General features: G+C 64.3%; 15 protein-coding genes. 2 read left to right on the top strand and 13 right to left on the bottom strand.

The features are described 5' to 3' along the window. Positions 1-99: 99 nt before the first annotated feature. The 6 genes from rpsG to K7H93_RS03235 form a co-directional block, all read right to left on the bottom strand. The gene (gene rpsG / locus K7H93_RS03210) at positions 100-570 is read right to left on the bottom strand and encodes a 30S ribosomal protein S7 (protein ID WP_010234654.1); all 471 of its coding nucleotides are present in this window, start codon (positions 568-570) and stop codon (positions 100-102) included. Between the two features lie 143 nt (positions 571-713). Continuing rightward, complete coding sequence (rpsL, locus tag K7H93_RS03215) at positions 714-1,085, bottom strand: 30S ribosomal protein S12 (RefSeq protein ID WP_010234651.1); 372 nt, start codon at positions 1,083-1,085, stop codon at positions 714-716. A 452-nt stretch (positions 1,086-1,537) separates the two neighbouring features. Further along, positions 1,538-1,996, bottom strand: a complete 459-nt coding sequence (locus tag K7H93_RS03220; protein ID WP_230782438.1) for a hypothetical protein — start codon at positions 1,994-1,996, stop codon at positions 1,538-1,540. A gap of 84 nt (positions 1,997-2,080) precedes the next feature. Continuing rightward, positions 2,081-2,293, bottom strand: coding sequence for a cold-shock protein (locus K7H93_RS03225; RefSeq protein WP_230782439.1), 213 nt, complete (start codon positions 2,291-2,293; stop codon positions 2,081-2,083). Positions 2,294-2,598: 305 nt separating this feature from the next. Next, positions 2,599-3,516, bottom strand: a complete 918-nt coding sequence (locus tag K7H93_RS03230) for a reverse transcriptase family protein (protein ID WP_230782440.1) — start codon at positions 3,514-3,516, stop codon at positions 2,599-2,601. Then, positions 3,513-3,812: a helix-turn-helix transcriptional regulator gene (locus tag K7H93_RS03235; RefSeq protein WP_230782441.1), complete on the bottom strand. Its 300-nt coding sequence runs from the start codon at positions 3,810-3,812 to the stop codon at positions 3,513-3,515. The genes K7H93_RS03230 and K7H93_RS03235 overlap by 4 nt, the downstream gene beginning before the upstream one ends. Before the next feature lie 733 nt (positions 3,813-4,545). On the opposite strand from K7H93_RS03235, the gene K7H93_RS03240 reads away from it, so the two are divergent. Then, positions 4,546-5,118 carry a hypothetical protein gene (locus K7H93_RS03240; RefSeq protein WP_230782442.1) on the top strand — a complete coding sequence of 191 codons (573 nt, stop codon included), beginning with the start codon at positions 4,546-4,548 and terminating at the stop codon, positions 5,116-5,118. A 141-nt stretch (positions 5,119-5,259) separates the two neighbouring features. Here the strand turns inward: K7H93_RS03240 and K7H93_RS03245 are convergent, their stop codons facing one another. The 3 genes from K7H93_RS03245 to K7H93_RS03255 all read right to left on the bottom strand — a co-directional run bounded on the left by K7H93_RS03245 (position 5,260) and on the right by K7H93_RS03255 (position 9,281). Next, entirely contained in the window at positions 5,260-5,943 is a 684-nt protein-coding gene (locus K7H93_RS03245) for a Fe2+-dependent dioxygenase (protein WP_230783148.1), read from the bottom strand. 23 nt (positions 5,944-5,966) lie between these two features. Beyond that, on the bottom strand, positions 5,967-8,300 hold the full coding sequence (locus K7H93_RS03250; protein ID WP_230782443.1) for a TonB-dependent receptor: 2,334 nt from the start codon (positions 8,298-8,300) through the stop codon (positions 5,967-5,969). A 231-nt stretch (positions 8,301-8,531) separates the two neighbouring features. Further along, positions 8,532-9,281: a PilZ domain-containing protein gene (locus K7H93_RS03255; protein WP_230782444.1), complete on the bottom strand. Its 750-nt coding sequence runs from the start codon at positions 9,279-9,281 to the stop codon at positions 8,532-8,534. Between the two features lie 522 nt (positions 9,282-9,803). Here K7H93_RS03255 and K7H93_RS03260 point away from each other — a divergent pair. Next, on the top strand, positions 9,804-11,462 hold the full coding sequence (locus K7H93_RS03260) for a hypothetical protein (protein ID WP_230782445.1): 1,659 nt from the start codon (positions 9,804-9,806) through the stop codon (positions 11,460-11,462). Here the strand turns inward: K7H93_RS03260 and K7H93_RS03265 are convergent, their stop codons facing one another. The 4 genes from K7H93_RS03265 to K7H93_RS03280 all read right to left on the bottom strand — a co-directional run bounded on the left by K7H93_RS03265 (position 11,463) and on the right by K7H93_RS03280 (position 16,041). Further along, positions 11,463-12,266, bottom strand: a complete 804-nt coding sequence (locus K7H93_RS03265) for a LysR family transcriptional regulator (RefSeq protein ID WP_054526101.1) — start codon at positions 12,264-12,266, stop codon at positions 11,463-11,465. It lies immediately after the preceding gene. Between the two features lie 97 nt (positions 12,267-12,363). Further along, complete coding sequence (locus K7H93_RS03270) at positions 12,364-13,596, bottom strand: M16 family metallopeptidase (RefSeq protein WP_230782446.1); 1,233 nt, start codon at positions 13,594-13,596, stop codon at positions 12,364-12,366. Positions 13,597-14,275: 679 nt separating this feature from the next. Next, the gene (gene apaG, locus K7H93_RS03275; protein WP_010234635.1) at positions 14,276-14,674 is read right to left on the bottom strand and encodes a Co2+/Mg2+ efflux protein ApaG; all 399 of its coding nucleotides are present in this window, start codon (positions 14,672-14,674) and stop codon (positions 14,276-14,278) included. A 95-nt stretch (positions 14,675-14,769) separates the two neighbouring features. Continuing rightward, positions 14,770-16,041: a Glu/Leu/Phe/Val family dehydrogenase gene (locus K7H93_RS03280; RefSeq protein WP_230782447.1), complete on the bottom strand. Its 1,272-nt coding sequence runs from the start codon at positions 16,039-16,041 to the stop codon at positions 14,770-14,772. Between the last annotated feature and the right edge of the window lie 142 nt (positions 16,042-16,183).

Consider the following 16,183-nt stretch of genomic DNA (forward strand, 5'->3'; position numbering starts at 1 on the left):
AGAGTGAGGGGGGAGCCGGATAAGCCACCCCCATATGGGGTCTTTTGTGACCGGTTGAAGACGCGCCCGCCGTATGCGCGGCGCGCCCTGCCCCGGATCCTACCAGCGGTAGTGGCTGAACGCGCGGTTCGCATCCGCCATGCGGTGCGTGTCTTCGCGCTTCTTGACCGCGTTGCCGCGATTGTTCGCCGCATCCATCAGCTCGCCCGAAAGACGCGCCGCCATGGTCGTTTCCGGACGACCGCGCGCGGCGGTGATCAGCCAGCGGATCGCCAGCGCCTGCGCACGCTCGGGGCGCACTTCCACAGGCACCTGGTAGGTCGCACCGCCGACGCGGCGGCTGCGCACTTCGACCTGCGGCTTGATGTTGTCGAGCGCGGCGTGGAACAGTTCGACCGGGTTGGCCTTCGCCTTGGTCTCGACCGTGTCGAGCGCGCCGTAGACGATCTTTTCCGCGACGGCCTTCTTACCATCGAGCATCAGGTTGTTCATGAACTTCGAGAGCACCAGATCCTTGAACTTGGGATCGGGCAGGATTTCGCGCTTCTCTGGGCGACGACGACGACTCATTTCAGTGTCTCCAAAATCTCAGATACGTCGGCCCGGACCTGATCCGGGCCAGTGCTTTATTCTTCCTGCGAATCGCCTTCATGCGATGGGGCGCAAAGGAAGAAGCACCACCCCGGATCGCGTCCGGGGTGACGGGGAATGGCTTACTTGGGCCGCTTGGCGCCGTACTTCGAACGGCTCTGCTTGCGGTCCTTGACGCCCTGCGTGTCGAGCACGCCGCGCAGCACGTGGTAGCGCACGCCGGGAAGGTCGCGCACACGGCCGCCGCGGATCAGCACGACGCTGTGTTCCTGCAGGTTGTGGCCTTCGCCCGGGATGTAGCTGATGACTTCGCGCTGGTTGGTCAGGCGAACCTTGGCCACCTTGCGCAGAGCCGAGTTCGGCTTCTTCGGGGTCGTCGTATAGACGCGGGTGCAGACGCCGCGCTTCTGCGGGTTCTGCTCCATCGCAGGGACCTTCGACTTGGTCTTCTGCGGGGTGCGGCCCTTGCGGACCAGCTGGTTGATCGTCGGCATATTAGTCCTTCGGTTAAACTAACCGGCCTCGTCAGGTCCGTTTGCCCTTCACAGCCGGATACGGCGCGAAAGCGCCACCGGCTCAGGACAAACGGGCTTGAGCGGGACCGTCCATCTTGCTGGATGGCTTCGCGTGTGCGTTCGAATGAAGTGTATCGGGGTCGTCCATCGCGAGTCCCCGCGGAAGCTGGGACCTTGCCTCTGCCCGGCGCAGCGCCTGCGGCACGAGACCCCAGCGTGCGCTGGGGATCACGAACAAACGAGCCTGAAACGCTCCACCCGAACACGCCCGCAAGGGGCCATCCGGATTACTCTGACGGCTGCCCGGCCCTGGTGGGGCTCCGAAAAACGAAAAGGCCATCGCGAGTCGCGACAGCCCCGGGACAAAACCGGCAATGTTCAGCTCTATAAGCCTTGGCGGGAGCTAGCCCTCGCCTCGGTTGGTGGTGCGCTTAGTTGGATTTGGGGGCTGGGTCAAGGCCGTCGGTTGGCGGCGCGGCGCTCAATTGGCGCAAGTGTTCGGCAAGCGCCAACCCCAGATCCTGGTAGCGATACGGGCCGACGTGATATTCGGGTACCGATCTCTCGGCCACCCCGAAAGGCAGGGTCGGCCCGGGCAGGTCGGGCGGATCAAGTGCGCCGCCCTCATCTTCCCACGCCTTCATCGGCTCCGCTGGCTCGCCAGCCTCCGATGGTTCGGTGTAGGAGCCATAGATGATGGTCGCGTGCCCCTGCGGCGGGGCGGGATTGCTGGCGGCACCGGCACTCGGTCGCACGTCGCGCAACGCGCGGATGCGCTCGGCATATTCGGCAACCTTGGCGAAATGGTCGTCGCGCGCGGCGGTATCGCCGGAAGCACTGGCCCGCATGACTGCGGCCTGGTGCGCGTGAAGCAGTTCGTTCAGTTCCATGGAAAACCCCCTAAGTGCCGTGCAAACCGGTAAGGCAGCGGCCCCGGGCGCAGCGCATGCGCCGGACCCGGGGCCGCCATCGGATCAGGCCTTCTGGGGCTCCAGGTTGGTGGCCTGCGCCTTGGCACCGCTGACCTGCTTCGTTTCGTATCCGAAGCGCTGGCCCTGCTTGGGCTCGGCAGCGTCATCCTTGAGGTCGGCCTTGGAGAAAGCGAGCGCATCGCCGCCCTTTTCGGGGGTGATCATGCCACTGCCCTTGCCGGTGTCGTAGCTGTGAATCTTGCCATAATGAGTCATGATTTTATCTTTCGATTTCGCGCAGGCGTTCATCAGCGACCGCTTGTGCGCGGGCTAAGAGGCGAAATGGAAAGAAGGAAGGGCAACTGGCCCTCGGGACCGTCGATCGCGACTGGTAGCTGACTAATAAATGGTGCCAATTCGCTCAGTTACAAGGTGCTGGTAGGAGCTACAGGCAAAGAAAACGGGTTATTACGTTTCTCGACGGGCTTGGGGTATTACTTTCTATGGTCCGCTGTATAGGCGCCCGCGGGAGCTAGCCATCGCCTCGGTTGGCGGTGTGGGTGATTGGATTTGGAGGTGGGTTAAGGCGCACTCTGACCATCATGCCCTTCGACCTGACGCCTCTGCGCAATACGCCCTGCGATCTTCCGGTCGATCATTTCCCGCTCCTTCTCGCGAGAAGCCTGGCGTTGCGCTCGCAGTTCCGCCAACCGCTTGAACTGACGATTAGGCAATCGAAGACCACCGTTGGTCACGATTACGCCGGTAATATCGGCGGGACGGCAAAAGAGACCAACCTCCTTGTCTCGGCGCAATCGCATACCGTGCTTGTGTACTATTTTCTTCACACCCCAGACGGCCTCACCCGGGATCACCGGGCCAGAAATTGTTAGGTCATCAGCGTAGACACTGTGAATGAGCCCCCGCTCGTCAACCAAACGCGCGATCTCATTCCACATTCCAACCTTTGAGTAGAAGGCTACGACCGGACTACAGGGCGAGCCTTGCGGCAAAGAACCATCCTTGGTGACCAATGACGTCAAGATCGATGCAACATCCGGCGGGCAGTGGAGTTCATTCAAAAACATTCCGGCAACTGCCGATGTGGTGCAACTTGGGAAATAATCTGCAATATCCAGCATGCAGAAAGCGGTCGAGCCAAGATGTCTCGCCGCATTATCGACATATGATCGACCTTTGACCGGACTAAAGAGCCAATCAGGGGGGCGCGCACTGGATAATAGTCGGCCTATTCGGCGTTGAACCTGCTTGAGATGCGGATGCGGGATATCGATAGGCCGGAATGCGCGAGCCTCATCCGCATCCGGCTCTTCCGAGCGCCACTCGTCACCCTTTTTGGACTTCCATCGCCGGACGTAAGGCAAGTCTAAATTTAAAGCAGCAGCCAGTGCCTCAGGCTTGAGCAACAAACGTTCAGCTAATAGCCTCCGATTTGAAATGCGAAATAGCGCATTTCCTCTAAGTGAAGCTACCTTCACCTTCCCTCTTCCGAGCGCGCCTCAATAAGCTGCAACAAGCTTAGAACTTTTGAAGCGATGTTTTTGCGAATTCCTTCGCCAGATTTCGCACTTTGCACATTCTCTGAAAAGAAGATTATCTCAGATACCGGAATGCCGAATTCAGAAGAATATTTCTCCAGTAAATCAATAGAAGGGTTCTTCATTCCCTTCTCTATTTCAGAGATATGAGAACTTGAAGCCCCTAGGCGACTTGCAAGCTCATTCTGCTTCAGGTCGTTGAAAACTCGAATGAGCCGGAGAGCCTCTCCTAACATGGTAAACTCCTTTCCAAGCTCAGCTAGATATAGGTTAGCGATCACTCAAAGAATTCGAAAACTCTCAGCGCGAACCGTAAGACACGATAGACACAGAAACCGACTTTGAGGGCCAGTCTCAGAGTTCGCGGATTTCTGAGCTGCCCCAGAAACCCGTTACGCTCTCGCCCGATTTTACTCGGTCGATCACGCGATCGCTGTTGTCGGTGTGAGTCAGAAGAATCAGACATATCTAATTCCTTTCTTCGTTGGCCCCAGCACACAGCCCACCGCGGACTGCACTGACTGGGGGCTCTCACCCAACGAAGAGTCGGACCCGACAACTTCACCAAATATCTAGACGCGATAGCGGCTCTAGCTATCGCGTCTGCTTCCCCCGCGCGCCCTCGGACCCCCGGGGCCCGGCCTTGAGCGGAAAAAACGGTAGAGGCTAAGCCTCCTCGCTCCATAATCGAAGCTCAGTATGAGAACTTGTTCCGAAGAACTCACATTCCCTACATAGCGGACGCTTTCCGCATTGCAAGGATTATATTCGCTCTGAGCGAATTATTTTCATCTGTCCTACTCCGCCACGTTCTGCAATCTACCTGCGGCTATGCCCTCAGATGAGTCTTTCGATGGGTCCGCCGAGGACCGTCGCTCAAACACGCCCTCCCCGGCTCCACGCGATACAGGTTCCGCTTCGGGGCAAGCCGTCTGCCACCGGCGGACGGGTCGCCAGGCGACCTCCGCCGTGGCCTATACCGGTGATCTGCCCGAGGACGACGATCCGCTGCTCTCCTTCGCGCCCTACCTGCACACACATCCGCGCTCCAACTCGATCACGCCCGAGCGGCAGCGGCGGTTCGTCGCCACGCTCGCCGCGACGGGGATCGTCACGCAGGCGGCGCGTTCCATCGGGAAGAGCGTGGAGGCGCTCTACAAGCTGCGCAGCAAGCCCGGGGCGGAAGGGTTCGCCGCCGCGTGGGATGCGGCGCTGGAGCGGGGGATGCAGCGGCTGGAGGATTGTGCGCTCGAACGCGCGCTCAAGGGCACGCCCACGCCGATCGTCTCGGGCGGGAAGCTGCTCGGCACGTGGGACAAGCCGGACAACCAGCTGCTGCGCTTCCTCCTCCAGCATCGCCTGCCCCAGCGCTACGGCATCCAGAATCTCGGCCCCGGCCATCCGGTGTACGAGAGCATCCGCAAGGAGGTGCTGGAGGAACAGCGCCGCAAGGACGCGGTGAGCGAACAGGAAGTGTTCGATTCGCTCGAAAAGAAGCTGTCGCTGATCCGCGAGCGGTACGGGATTGCGGAGGGGAGTTAGCGCCAGAGCGATCCCGTCCCTACACCCGTTCGTCCTGAGCTTGTCGAAGGGCGACCGCGCCAACGCCCTTCGACAAGCTCAGGGCGAACGGTGGGTGGGGAGGCGCGCTCAGAGCGAAGGGACTCGCAACAGTGGCCCGCCTCAGCTCTGCGCCCAGCGGCGCACGAGGTTGTGGTAGAGCTGGGTGAGCTTGAGCACCTGGTGGTCGGTCGCGCCGCGATCCGCGCTCAATGCCTGGACGCTGGTGTCGAGGTCGAACAGCATTTCTCGCGCCGCGTTGTCTGCCACCAGCGATTGCAACCACAGGAAGCAGCTCACCCGCTCGCCCCGCGTCACCTCGGCCACGCGGTGCAGCGTGGTGGAGGGGTAGAGCAGCAGCGAACCGGCGGGGTACTTGTGGCTCTGCGCGGGGCTGTTGCCCTCCACGATCAGCTCGCCCCCGTCATACTCCTCCGGCGGGGTGAGGAACAGGGTCGCGGACAGGTCCGTGCGGATGCGCGCGCCGGTGGCCGCGTGGTAGCGCACGGCATTGTCGACGTGCAGGCCGAAGGTCTCGCCCACGCCGTAGCGGTTGAACAGCGGGGGGAAGACCGTGTGCGGCAGGGCGGCGGAAAGGAAGGTGGCGCTCTCCATCAGCGCGCTGCTGACCACCTGCTGGGCGGCGCGGGCGGCCTGCCCATCCTCGGGCAATTGCCGGTTGCGCTTGGCCTTGGCTGCGCCCGCGCCGCTGGTCGCGTTGCCATCGACCCACGGCGCGGCGAGGAGGCGGGCACGCAGGTCCGCCGCCTCCTCGCTCGTGAGCACATCGGGGATGTGCAGCATCATCATCGCAGCCTCGCTTGCGCCTGTCAGAAGTTGGCGGTCAGCGTGAAGAAGGCCGACCGGCCCGGCGCGATATAGCTGAACGGCGAGCCGGAGCGATAGATCGCATCGTAATAGCGCTTGTCCGTCAGGTTGAGCACGTTGACCCGCGCCTCCAGATTGTCACTGATGCGATAGCGCGCGACCGCGTCGAACCGGGCGTATCCCGGCACCATCGCCGTGCCTGCGAGCTGGCTGCCGCCGTACATCTCGTCCTGGTAGTACACCTGGCCGCCGATCTCGAACCGGCTGGTGACCATCACCGTGGCGAGCAGCTGCGCGGTGTGCTGCGGGATGTTGGCGAAGCGGCGGCCGACATTGTCCGGGTTGGCCGATTCGGTGATCGTCGCATCGGTGTAGGTATAGCCGCCGAACAGCTGGAGCGTGTCGGCGATCGAGCCGGCGAAGGTCAGCTCCACGCCCTGGCTGCGCAGCGTGCCCACATTGGTGTAGGGCTGTCCGCGCCCTCCGCTTTCGCGCGCGTTCTCCTTCTCGATCCGGAACGCCGCCGCGGTCAGCAGCAGGTTGCCGCCGAACAGTTCCGCCTTGGCCCCCGCTTCCCACGAGGTGTTCTGTTCGGGCTGGAAGTCGATCGTGTCGGTGCTGATCCCGTCATAGCTCGCCCCCGCCCCGTCGAGCTGCTCGCCGCTGGGGTTCGAACTGGTCGCGTAGGAGACATAGAGGGTCGAGGAGGCGGAGGGCTTGTACACCGCCGAAGCCTGCCAGTTGAAGAAATCCGCGCTGTAGCTGAGCGATTGCGCAGGCTGCGGGCCGAAGAACCCGTCCGACGGGGGGCTGTAATAATCGACATCGAAGGTATCGAGCCGCCCGCCCAGGACCACGCGGAACGCGTCGGTAAACTTGATCGTGTCAACCAGATAGGCCCCGAAATTGCGCGCCTTGGTGACGGTCGGCCCGGTCTGGGTATCGGGCCCGATCGGGATCTCGTAGCCCAGCACGGGGTCCGGATCGAACAGGTCGTAGACGAACCCGCCCGGCACCGCGATGACATTGCCCTGCGCATCCTCGACCGCAGACGGCACGTCGAGCCGGTAGGCATCGATCCGCTCGTCGCTGAAATCACCGCCGAGCACGATTTCGTGCGTAATCCCGCCGGTGCGCGCGGTCGCAGTCGCGTAAGTGCTGTTCGCCCAATAGGAATTGTTGCGCCAGCTGCTCTTCATCGCCGGGCTGACGGTAAATTCGCTCTCTGGCACCGGCACGCCGCCGCTGCGCGGGCAGTCGCCGTTTGCATTGCGTTGCACGGTGCACAGCTTGGGCTCGCTCACCGCGTAGCGGTTCCAGGTCTCGCCATAGCGGGTGATCGAGTGGAACGAGAGGTCCGCAATCGGGCTCCATTCGATCTCGACCGTGCCGATGTCCGCGCCGTTGGAAATGAAGTCGCGGCCCACCACGCCGTAGAAATTGTCGCGATCGACCAGATAGGGCTGCTGCGTGGTCGAATCGAACGGGTGGCCGTAATCGGGCACCCCGTCGAGGCGGTAGAGATAGTAGTCGGCATTGATGCTGAGCGTATCAGTGATCGCGAGCGTGCCCGCGATCGCCCCGCCGTAGCGGCGCGCACCAACATAGTCGCGGCCCGGCGTATCGGCATCGTGATACAGGCCGTTGACGCGGATCGCAGCCGCATCGCTCAGTTCGTAGTTCGCATCGATCGTGCCGCGATAATAATTCTCGGTCCCCACGCCGCCCTCGGCGACGACGAAGTCGTTGCCGAACTGCGCGCGCTTGGACTGCAGGCTGACCAGCCCGCCGGTGGTCCCACGCCCGCCGAACACCGCGCTGGGGCCCTTGATCACCTCGAGCTGTTCGACCGCGAATATCTCGCGGCTGGTCACGCCCGGATCGCGCAGGCCATCGATATAGACGTCGTTTCGCGCCTCGAACCCGCGGATGAAGATACGGTCACCGAAAGCATTGCCACCCTCGCCCGTACCCAGCGTCACGCCCGGCGTACTGCGGACGATCTCGCGGAAGCTGGTCGCGCCGATATCCTCGATCACTTCCTTGGTGATGACCGTCTGCGACTTGGGCGTGTCGAGCACCGAGTCGGTGAATTTACCGTCACTCGATTCCGCCTTGTAGGGCGCTTCGGGCTCCGCATTCACGTTCACGTCGGGGCGCTGGCCGGTGACAACGATATCGGGATTGCGCTGCTCGTCGGCGTGGGCCGGAACCGCGATGAACGCCGCGCCGAACGCGCCGGCGAGCAGCGCGGTGCCCTGTCCGCTGGCCGAGGGGCGACCGGCGGAGCGGCGGGTGGACGGGCGTGAACCACGGAAAAAATTGGAATCGGACAAAAAAAACCTCCCTGAAGCTGGGAGGCGCTATTGCGAGTGCGTAGCATTAGTGCAAGTCCAATTCGGTACGGGCCGGTCTTTTCTTCCTCGCTGCATCGCTGATGCCACGATACCGCGCGCAAACGGCTGGCGGCGGGCGCATCCACACGAGCCGCCACGCAAACTGCCACGCAGGGCCATCGGCCCGGGTGGTTTGGGGTTTGCGGCAGCCAGCCTCTTGCTGACGGCGTTCTAGAGGAAGCGTCGCAGCGGTACTTTAGGGCCGGACGGAGGCTGCGGCCCCTCGTCGTCCATCTCCGGCTCGCGCTGCGGGGCAGGTGCGCCCGGGTCGGCCGGGGTCGGCCGGGTCATCACGCGCGCGCTCGGCCCCTCGCCTTCGACCAGCTGCATCAGCTTGGCAGGGGGCAGCGGGCGTTCGAAGCGGATACCCGCAACCTCTCCATCGATCCGCACCAGCGTGGCGTTGTGCAGCGCCTGCCCGCCCAATTCGATGGTGCACAAGGTGCCCGGCGCAATGCCCTGAAGCCCCTTCGCCGCGAGACCCGTCAACGAAATATCGGTCAGTTCGCCCCAATGGCCGCGGCAGGCGGCCCACACCCGCACCGGCACCCGCACCGGGATGCGCGTGGCGCGCTGACGGGGCACCGCAAGCGGCTGCGGCGGGCCGGAAATATTGGCGAGGCCCAGCCGGTTGCCCTTGACCCAGGCGACCCGCGCCTCGACCTGCGCGATCCCGTCCCACCAGTAGACGACCGCGTCGCCGGGATTCACCGCGACCAGCGCCTCCAGCATCGCGCCGCCATCGCTGACATTGCGCAGGATCGCAGGGTGCGCCTCTCCCCGAACCATCAGGCAGGCGAGTTTGAAGGTCGCAATCTGCCGTTCGTTCTTGCGGCGATCGCCCCCCTCGGCCACCTCGCCATGGCCCGCGTCGACCGCTTGGCCGCGCTGATAGTCGGCGATGTTCGTCAAGTTCGACATTCCTGAAACCCATGGTGTCTCGGTTGGCACGGCGGGCGGACGCAAAGCCCCCCCCGCCGCTTTGCTAGCGGACCATGGTTAGGATCGGGTAACCGGCCGAATGGGTATTTGTGTGGCAGGCTTTGCCGCCACGAATTCTCTGCGAGCGCGGACCGGTGAGAGGCGCAGGGGCTGCCCTGCAGAACGCCGAAAAGGGGCCGGACGCACTGCAGGGCAGCCATGCTCCGCCCCGCTCGAGATCGCAGCGGGTGGAGCGACGATGGCAGACGCCCCGGAGCCACGGGGTGATGGTGGCTCGCCGGGTTGGCCTTGGGGAAGGGTTCGGGAACGCCTGCCATGGTTTGTCTTATGCATCGGTCAAGCATTGCAAGGCAGTGTTTCACGGCGAACGTCACGTTACATGGCGGATAAAAAAGGATTTTCGTAACCAATATTGTGATATGCCCATGGCAGGCGAGCCAAATACTAACGCGAATTTTAACTGTTACAGCGTGTCGGCTAGCCGGAAAGGCAGGCTGCGATGTGACCGCAGAGCCCGTTCCAGCATATGATTTCGCGGATGAACTTTCCGCCGAAGTCGCGCGGGTTCTTGCCGATCCGGCATTCGTAAAGGCACCCGTGCAATCGCGCCTGCTCAGCTATCTGTGCGAACAGACCCTGGCAGGGGAAGGTCCGCTAAGCCAATATGCTATCGCGGTCGACGGGCTGGGCCGCGAAGAAGGCTACGACCTGACCAGCGACAGCTATCCCCGGGTTCAGATATCGCGCCTACGCCGCAACCTGACCGACTACTACACCCGCATCGCGCCGGGACACGGGCTCGCGGTCCATCTCGACAAGGGGGACTACCGGCTCCACCTTGCCCCGCCCGGGAAGGCCTATCCGGAACGACTGGGCAACAGCCATGCCGAGCCGCAGGACGATGCCGACGCTGCGCGCACCGTGCCCTCCGATGCCGCACGCCCGGCACGCGGATCGCGTGATCTGCTGCTGCGCGCGGCAGGCGCACTCGCCGCGCTGGTGATCCTCGCCTTCGGCCTGTCCAACCTCTTCTCCGGGAGCTGGGGCGGCACAGGCTCGGCGGGCGCAGCAGCGCCGCGGATCGCGGTCGAGGTGGACATCGCCCCGCCCGCGCTTGGCAAGCTCGGCGACCCGCAACTGGCCGAGCATGTCCGCTTTGACATGGAAAGCCAGGTCGCCGGTTCGTTTATCGCCACCCTCGCGCGCGCAGGTACCGCAGCCGATTACCGGCTGACGCTGCACAGCGCGCCCGCCCTCGACGCGCCGGATCGCCTGCGGCTCGAACTGTTCGATCGCGAGGGGGCGCGCGCCTATGTTTCCACCCTTGCCCTGCCCGCCAACAGCGAGACGCTCGACGCAGTGCTTGGCGGGGAGCTGGCCCAGTTGCTGACCCCGGACGGACTGGTCGCGCAGCTCGAACTCAAGGCGCATGACAGAGCGAGGAGCGACTATCTGTGCTTCCTGCGATCAGAGAGCGCCGCGCGGCCGACCGTCACCTCGACACATATCTTGCCCGCCCTGCTCGACCGCTGTCTCGCGCGCTATCCGCGCAGCGATTACGCGCCCCTCTGGCTCGCGCGCAAAGCCCTCCTCCTCTATCAGGCGGACCTGCGGCAGGGCCTGCCGATCCGCCGCGAGGGCGAGGCTTGGGATCTGACCACCCGCGCGCTGGAGGCCGATCCCTTCAACAGCTACGCCAATGCGCTCGCCGCGCGGATCGTGCTCGCCGATGGGGAGTGCGCCGCTGCCGAAAGCTATTTTCTCAACATGATCGAGCGCGGTGGCTATTACCCCGTGCTCGCAGGGATGATCGCGACCGAGGCCGCGCCCTGCGGATCCGAGTTCGCGCAGGCCGCCGGCGACTGGCGCGCCCGGATCGGCGCGATGTCGCGGGGCAACCGGACGCTCGACCCGCTCAGCCAGCTCTACGTCATGCTCGCTGTTCTGGCGCTGGAGGATCGTGCCACGGCCGAACGGCTCGCCAGCACCCGGCCGATCCAAGAATCCTCCGCCGATGTGGAAGGCATGCTCGACGAACTGATCCGCGCGGTCGAGAGTCGCGACTATGCGCGCTCCAACGCCACCGAGATCGAGGCGCATCTCGCCCGCTTCGTGTGGAACCCGCAGGCGCGCACCGCGATCATGCGCAGCTTGCGCTGATCAGATCGACGCCTTGAGGTACTCGACCAGCGCGCGGACCTTCTTCTGCCGCCATTGCGGCGGCGGCGCGACCAGCCAGTAGGACCGGCGGCCTTCGACCGGCCCTTCCTCCACGCGCACCCGCCCCGCATCGATCGCCTCGCTCGCCAGAGCGAAGGGCAGCCGGGCAGACCCCATCCCCGCGATCACGCTGGCAAGCGCCTGGCCCGCACTGCCAACCGCAATGCACGGCTCCGCGTCGGTATCGCGACCATCGCCGGGCCAGCCGACGCTGCGCCCCTTGGCATGCGGGCTGTCGACCGGGCCGACGGTGACCCACAGCGGCTTGGAAATCTGCTCGCCGGGAAACTCTTCTGGCCCCTCGGCCAGCCAGATCGCGAGGTCGAGATTGGCCTCGGAGAAATCCGCCCGCTCGCGCTCGCGCAGCTGGAAGCGCACGCCGGGCCGCTCGGCCTGGAACGCGGCGAGGCGCGGGGCGAGCCAGCTTTCGAGGATGCCGCGCGGCGCGCCGATGGCGTAGCGATCGACCGCCTGCCCCGCCTGCATCGCGGAGACGCTTTCCTCGAACCGGAGGAAGCCCTCGCGCAGATTGTCGAGCCCGGCCTCGCCTTCCTCGGTCAGCTCCAGCCCCTTGCTGGTGCGGCGAAACAGCACGGTGCCGAGGTGATCCTCCAGCGCGCGGATCTGCTGGCCGACCGCGGCGGGCGTCACCGCCAGCTCGTCCGCCGCCTTGGTGAAGGAGAGGTGCCGCGCGGCGGCATCGTATACGCGCAGGGCGTTGAGGGGCAGGAGCGTGCGCTTCATATCGCGCGCATCGCTAGCCAGCGAGGGCGCTTGCGGCAAGCCGGGTTACGCCAGAGCCACATCTGTGGGAACGGCGGCGCGGCCAAGATGCCTATGCCTAGTGCGGGATCTGACACGCTTCCTCGGGTACGGCATCATTGATGGCCTTACGAATGGCTGCGTTTGCATTCGTCTGCGAGGCGAGGTCGGCTGAGGTCACACGCAAGTGCCGGCTGCCTTGCGCCCTTTGGTCCAGCCACCACTTGCGCCCTTCGGAAGCATCCAGGCCTGGCAGCAGAGACCTTGCAACCGCCAGCATCTCGCCGGGCGGAAGCAGATCACGATCCAGCGTCGCGGCATTGGCCAGCTGCAACGCCAAGTCGAAGTTCGCGGCTTCGTTCGCGCGGCCCGCACGTTGTTCGAGTTCCGCGATCAGGCTCTGCTTCGCCGCAGCCCATTCGGCCTCGGTGAAGCCGGTCTGCCCGATGTCGCACGCGGTTTGCACGAGGTTGGCGGCGGCTTCGCGCCAGCGACCCGGGACAAAGTCGTCCCACATGACCAGGAAGCGGAAATTGTTCGCGCCGTTCTCTATGAAGAACCCGTAGCTGCCAGCCGGGTAGGCTTCGCGGCCTGTCGCGAGGCGGTTGTTGATCACGCGCATCATCAGCAGGTCGAGCAGATCGGCTTCGGCCTGGCTCGCTCGCGATGTGAGCGGCTCGTATGGCATCGTGAGCGAGAATGTCGCGCCCTCGCGCGCGTAGCGCAATGCCGAGTGACTGACCGGTGCGATGCGCCCGCTATCGAATGTCGGGACGGGGGCGTGCTCCGGCGCGGGCCCTTCGCCCTGCCAATCGCCAAACTGCGCGTCGATCAGTGTCGCAATCTCGTCAGGATCGACGTCGCCGACGATCACGATGGTGGTGTTTTCCGGCCGATAGAGGCGCTGATAAAGCGCGCGAACGGCGTCTGGGCTGGCAGTCGGCACGTCGTCGGAGTTCTGGGCATCGATCAAGTCGGTCGGCGATCCGGGAGCGATCGCCGCAATCAAACCAGCATGGATATCATTGCCAAGCCGCTTGTCCGCCATCTCGCGCATCACGGTGTCGCGCTGCTCGTCGATGATGTGTGCCGGAAAGAGGAGCTCGCTTGCAACCTCACGGTAGAGACCAAGCAATACGTCTAGATCGGCAGTCTGGTTGGTCCGGGAAACGACAAAGTAATCTGACTCTCGCCAGGTCGTGGTGCCGCCTGCCGGACTGGGCAAGGAAAGGGGAAAGCCGACCTGACGGAAACGACGAATTTGGTCGGGCGCGGATCGCGTCGAACTGGCGAAGGCGAGATGTTCGATCAAGTGCGCCAGCCCGCGTTCCCCGGGTCGGTGTTCGGCAAGGAAGCCCCCTTTTCACCCGGACTCTCATGGCCACCCCCGGTTCCGCTGACGTTCGCGGAAGAATGACATAGCGCAATCCGTTCGGCAGTTGCCCCCGCATAATGGGACGCCAACTCTCTTCAGGAGAAGTCGGCTTTTCCTGTTCGATCGCGGAAGGCTCGTCACCCGGACGAGCAAGCTCCTGTGCGAAAGCGCATGTCGAAGCCGTCAAGGCGACAAGAGACATCAAGCGGACGGAAAACCTGGTCAACAAAGCCCCCTCTCCCTTCAGGCTAGGTTGCTACACGAATATGATTATCGTTCCGAAAGAAAAGCATACGTCTCGCCAACAGAGCCAGCTTTCGACAATGCCCGTCTCGCAGCCAGCGAGTTAGTTTTGGCAGAAGCGGTATTCTGCGCCGGAATTGCCATGAGCATACATGCATTGAACGCTGCGAATTCATCTGCGCGGCCTCGGCTCCCACCATCGGTGGTCGCTTATGGACGCACAGCGCAAGCGCGGCGCTTGGGGCACCACATCCAGCCTTTCTGGCGGCCGACAGGCGAAGCAACCCGGGCTGGCCCAACGCTCCATCGCACCATATTGCCTAGTCCCGATCTGCGGCCGGTCGTCGCAACGACGATTGCCGAGCGCGCGCTCTCAGTGCGCGGTGGCAGGCGCCGCGAGGGGGAAGAAGGGAATGCGCACCTCGATCGGGGAGCCGTCTTCGCGATGGAAGGTGTAGAAGCCCTCCATCGATCCGAAAGGCGTCGTCAGCGGGCAGCCGGAGACGTAATCATGGCTGCGTCCCGGGGTGAGCACCGGCTGTTCGCCGACCACACCCTCGCCATCGACATGGCGGACGAGGCCTTGCGCATCGGTGATCCGCCAGTGGCGGGTCATCAGCTGGACCCGCTCGCGCGAGGCGTTCTCGATCCGGATATGGTAGATCCAGAACCACTTGCCCGCTGCAGGATCGCTCTGCTCGGGCAGGAAATTGACCGTGACCCTGACGGTTATGTCTTCGGTCGTGGCGGCGTGGTCGAACAGGTTCTTCATCACGATTCGCGAGCGTAATGCGATTTGGGCCGAGGGCAAGGCGGTGCGTCGTTTCTTGCCCACAGGCCGACGCGCAGCTTGCCCCGCCCCACAGCTCAGCTCTTGCCGAAATCCGCCCGCGTCCCGTGCGCGGAAATCGCGGCACACAGGCGGCGCAGCGCCACCGCATAGGCCGCCGTGCGCATGTCGGTGTCGCACTCCTGCATCACCTCGCGCACATTTTCGGACGCTTCGGCGATCGTGTCTTCCAGATAGTCGTCGACATCGTCGGAGTTCCAGTCGATCCCCTGCCGGCCCTGCACCCACTCGGCGTGGCTGATCGTCACCCCGCCGCCATTGGCGAGTATATCGGGCACCACCTCGATCCCCGCATCCTGCAAGGCTTTGTCGGCGGCGGGCAGGATCGGGCGGTTGGCGAGTTCGACGATCGCCTTGCACCTGAGCGCCTTGGCATCCTCCGCATCGGCGATCACTCCGCCCAGCGCGGCGAACACCAGCACGTCGCATTCGGTCGCCAGCACCTCCTCGGTATCGTCGGACGACTGCGCATCGCCCTTGCCATAGGCGGTGACCTTGCCTTTCTCCTCCTTCACCCGCGCCAGCGCCTCGATATCGAGCCCATCCGGGTCGGACACCGTGCCGGAGGAATCGGCAACCGCGACGATTTTGTGCCCCGCATCGGCGGCGGCCTTCGCGAACCACAGCCCGGCATTGCCGAAGCCCTGCAGCGCGACGGCCAGCCCGCCATCCTCGCCCAGCCCGGCAAGGTCGCGCATCTCCTCCAGCGCGATATGCGCGCCGCGCCCGGTCGCGGGCGTGCGCCCCGGCATGCCGCCCAGCGACACGGGTTTACCGGTGAAGGCATGCGGCTGGATCGAGCCCGCGATCTCCGAATATTCGGAGACCATCCACGCCATCTCGCGCTCTCCGGTGGCGACGTCGGGCGCGGGCACATCGCGATCAGGGCCGAGAATCTTGGCCGTCGCACGCACGTAGCCGCGCGCCACGCGCTCCTTCTCCATGGTCGAAAGGTCGTGCGCATCGACCTCGACCCCGCCCTTGCCGCCGCCGAAGGGCAGGCCCATCAGCGCGCATTTCATGGTCATCAGGAAGGCCAGCGTCTCGACCTCGTCCGAGTGGACGCTGGGGTGGAAGCGGATGCCGCCCTTGGTCGGCCCGAGCGCGGAGTTGTACCGGCAGCGCCAGCCTTTGAGCGCCAGCGCCGAGCCATCGTCGCGCCGGATATTGACCGAGGCGGACAGCGTCTCGATCGGGTTGAGCAGATGCGAGACGACCTCCTTGTCGAGCCCGACCATCTCCGCCGCCCGCGTCATCCGCTCCTGCGCAGCTTCGAGTAGTTCGCCCATGTGTGTCGTCTCCTGTTTTTCTGCATTCACAGGAGAGAACGTGTGGGCGCGGCGGCGTTCCGGCGGTTCGCGGGGCGATGGCGCAGGGGAAGAAGGGAAACACCAGCCCCGGGCCCGACTGGAGCTGGTGCTTTTCCTGCGC

This window comes from Citromicrobium bathyomarinum (assembly GCF_021021475.1).
Classification (GTDB): domain Bacteria; phylum Pseudomonadota; class Alphaproteobacteria; order Sphingomonadales; family Sphingomonadaceae; genus Alteriqipengyuania; species Alteriqipengyuania bathyomarina.

What these genes read in the sequence shown, in the direction of transcription:
- K7H93_RS03245 (WP_230783148.1), bottom strand. Translation starts at nt 5,943, where the DNA reads ATGATGCTGCACATCCCCGATGTGCTCACGAGCGAGGAGGCGGCGGAC.
- K7H93_RS03255 (WP_230782444.1), bottom strand. Translation starts at nt 9,281, where the DNA reads ATGTCGAACTTGACGAACATCGCCGACTATCAGCGCGGCCAAGCGGTC.
- rpsL (WP_010234651.1), bottom strand. Translation starts at nt 1,085, where the DNA reads ATGCCGACGATCAACCAGCTGGTCCGCAAGGGCCGCACCCCGCAGAAG.
- K7H93_RS03280 (WP_230782447.1), bottom strand. Translation starts at nt 16,041, where the DNA reads ATGGGCGAACTACTCGAAGCTGCGCAGGAGCGGATGACGCGGGCGGCG.
- rpsG (WP_010234654.1), bottom strand. Translation starts at nt 570, where the DNA reads ATGAGTCGTCGTCGTCGCCCAGAGAAGCGCGAAATCCTGCCCGATCCC.
- K7H93_RS03225 (WP_230782439.1), bottom strand. Translation starts at nt 2,293, where the DNA reads ATGACTCATTATGGCAAGATTCACAGCTACGACACCGGCAAGGGCAGT.
- K7H93_RS03265 (WP_054526101.1), bottom strand. Translation starts at nt 12,266, where the DNA reads ATGAAGCGCACGCTCCTGCCCCTCAACGCCCTGCGCGTATACGATGCC.
- apaG (WP_010234635.1), bottom strand. Translation starts at nt 14,674, where the DNA reads ATGAAGAACCTGTTCGACCACGCCGCCACGACCGAAGACATAACCGTC.
- K7H93_RS03220 (WP_230782438.1), bottom strand. Translation starts at nt 1,996, where the DNA reads ATGGAACTGAACGAACTGCTTCACGCGCACCAGGCCGCAGTCATGCGG.
- K7H93_RS03235 (WP_230782441.1), bottom strand. Translation starts at nt 3,812, where the DNA reads ATGTTAGGAGAGGCTCTCCGGCTCATTCGAGTTTTCAACGACCTGAAG.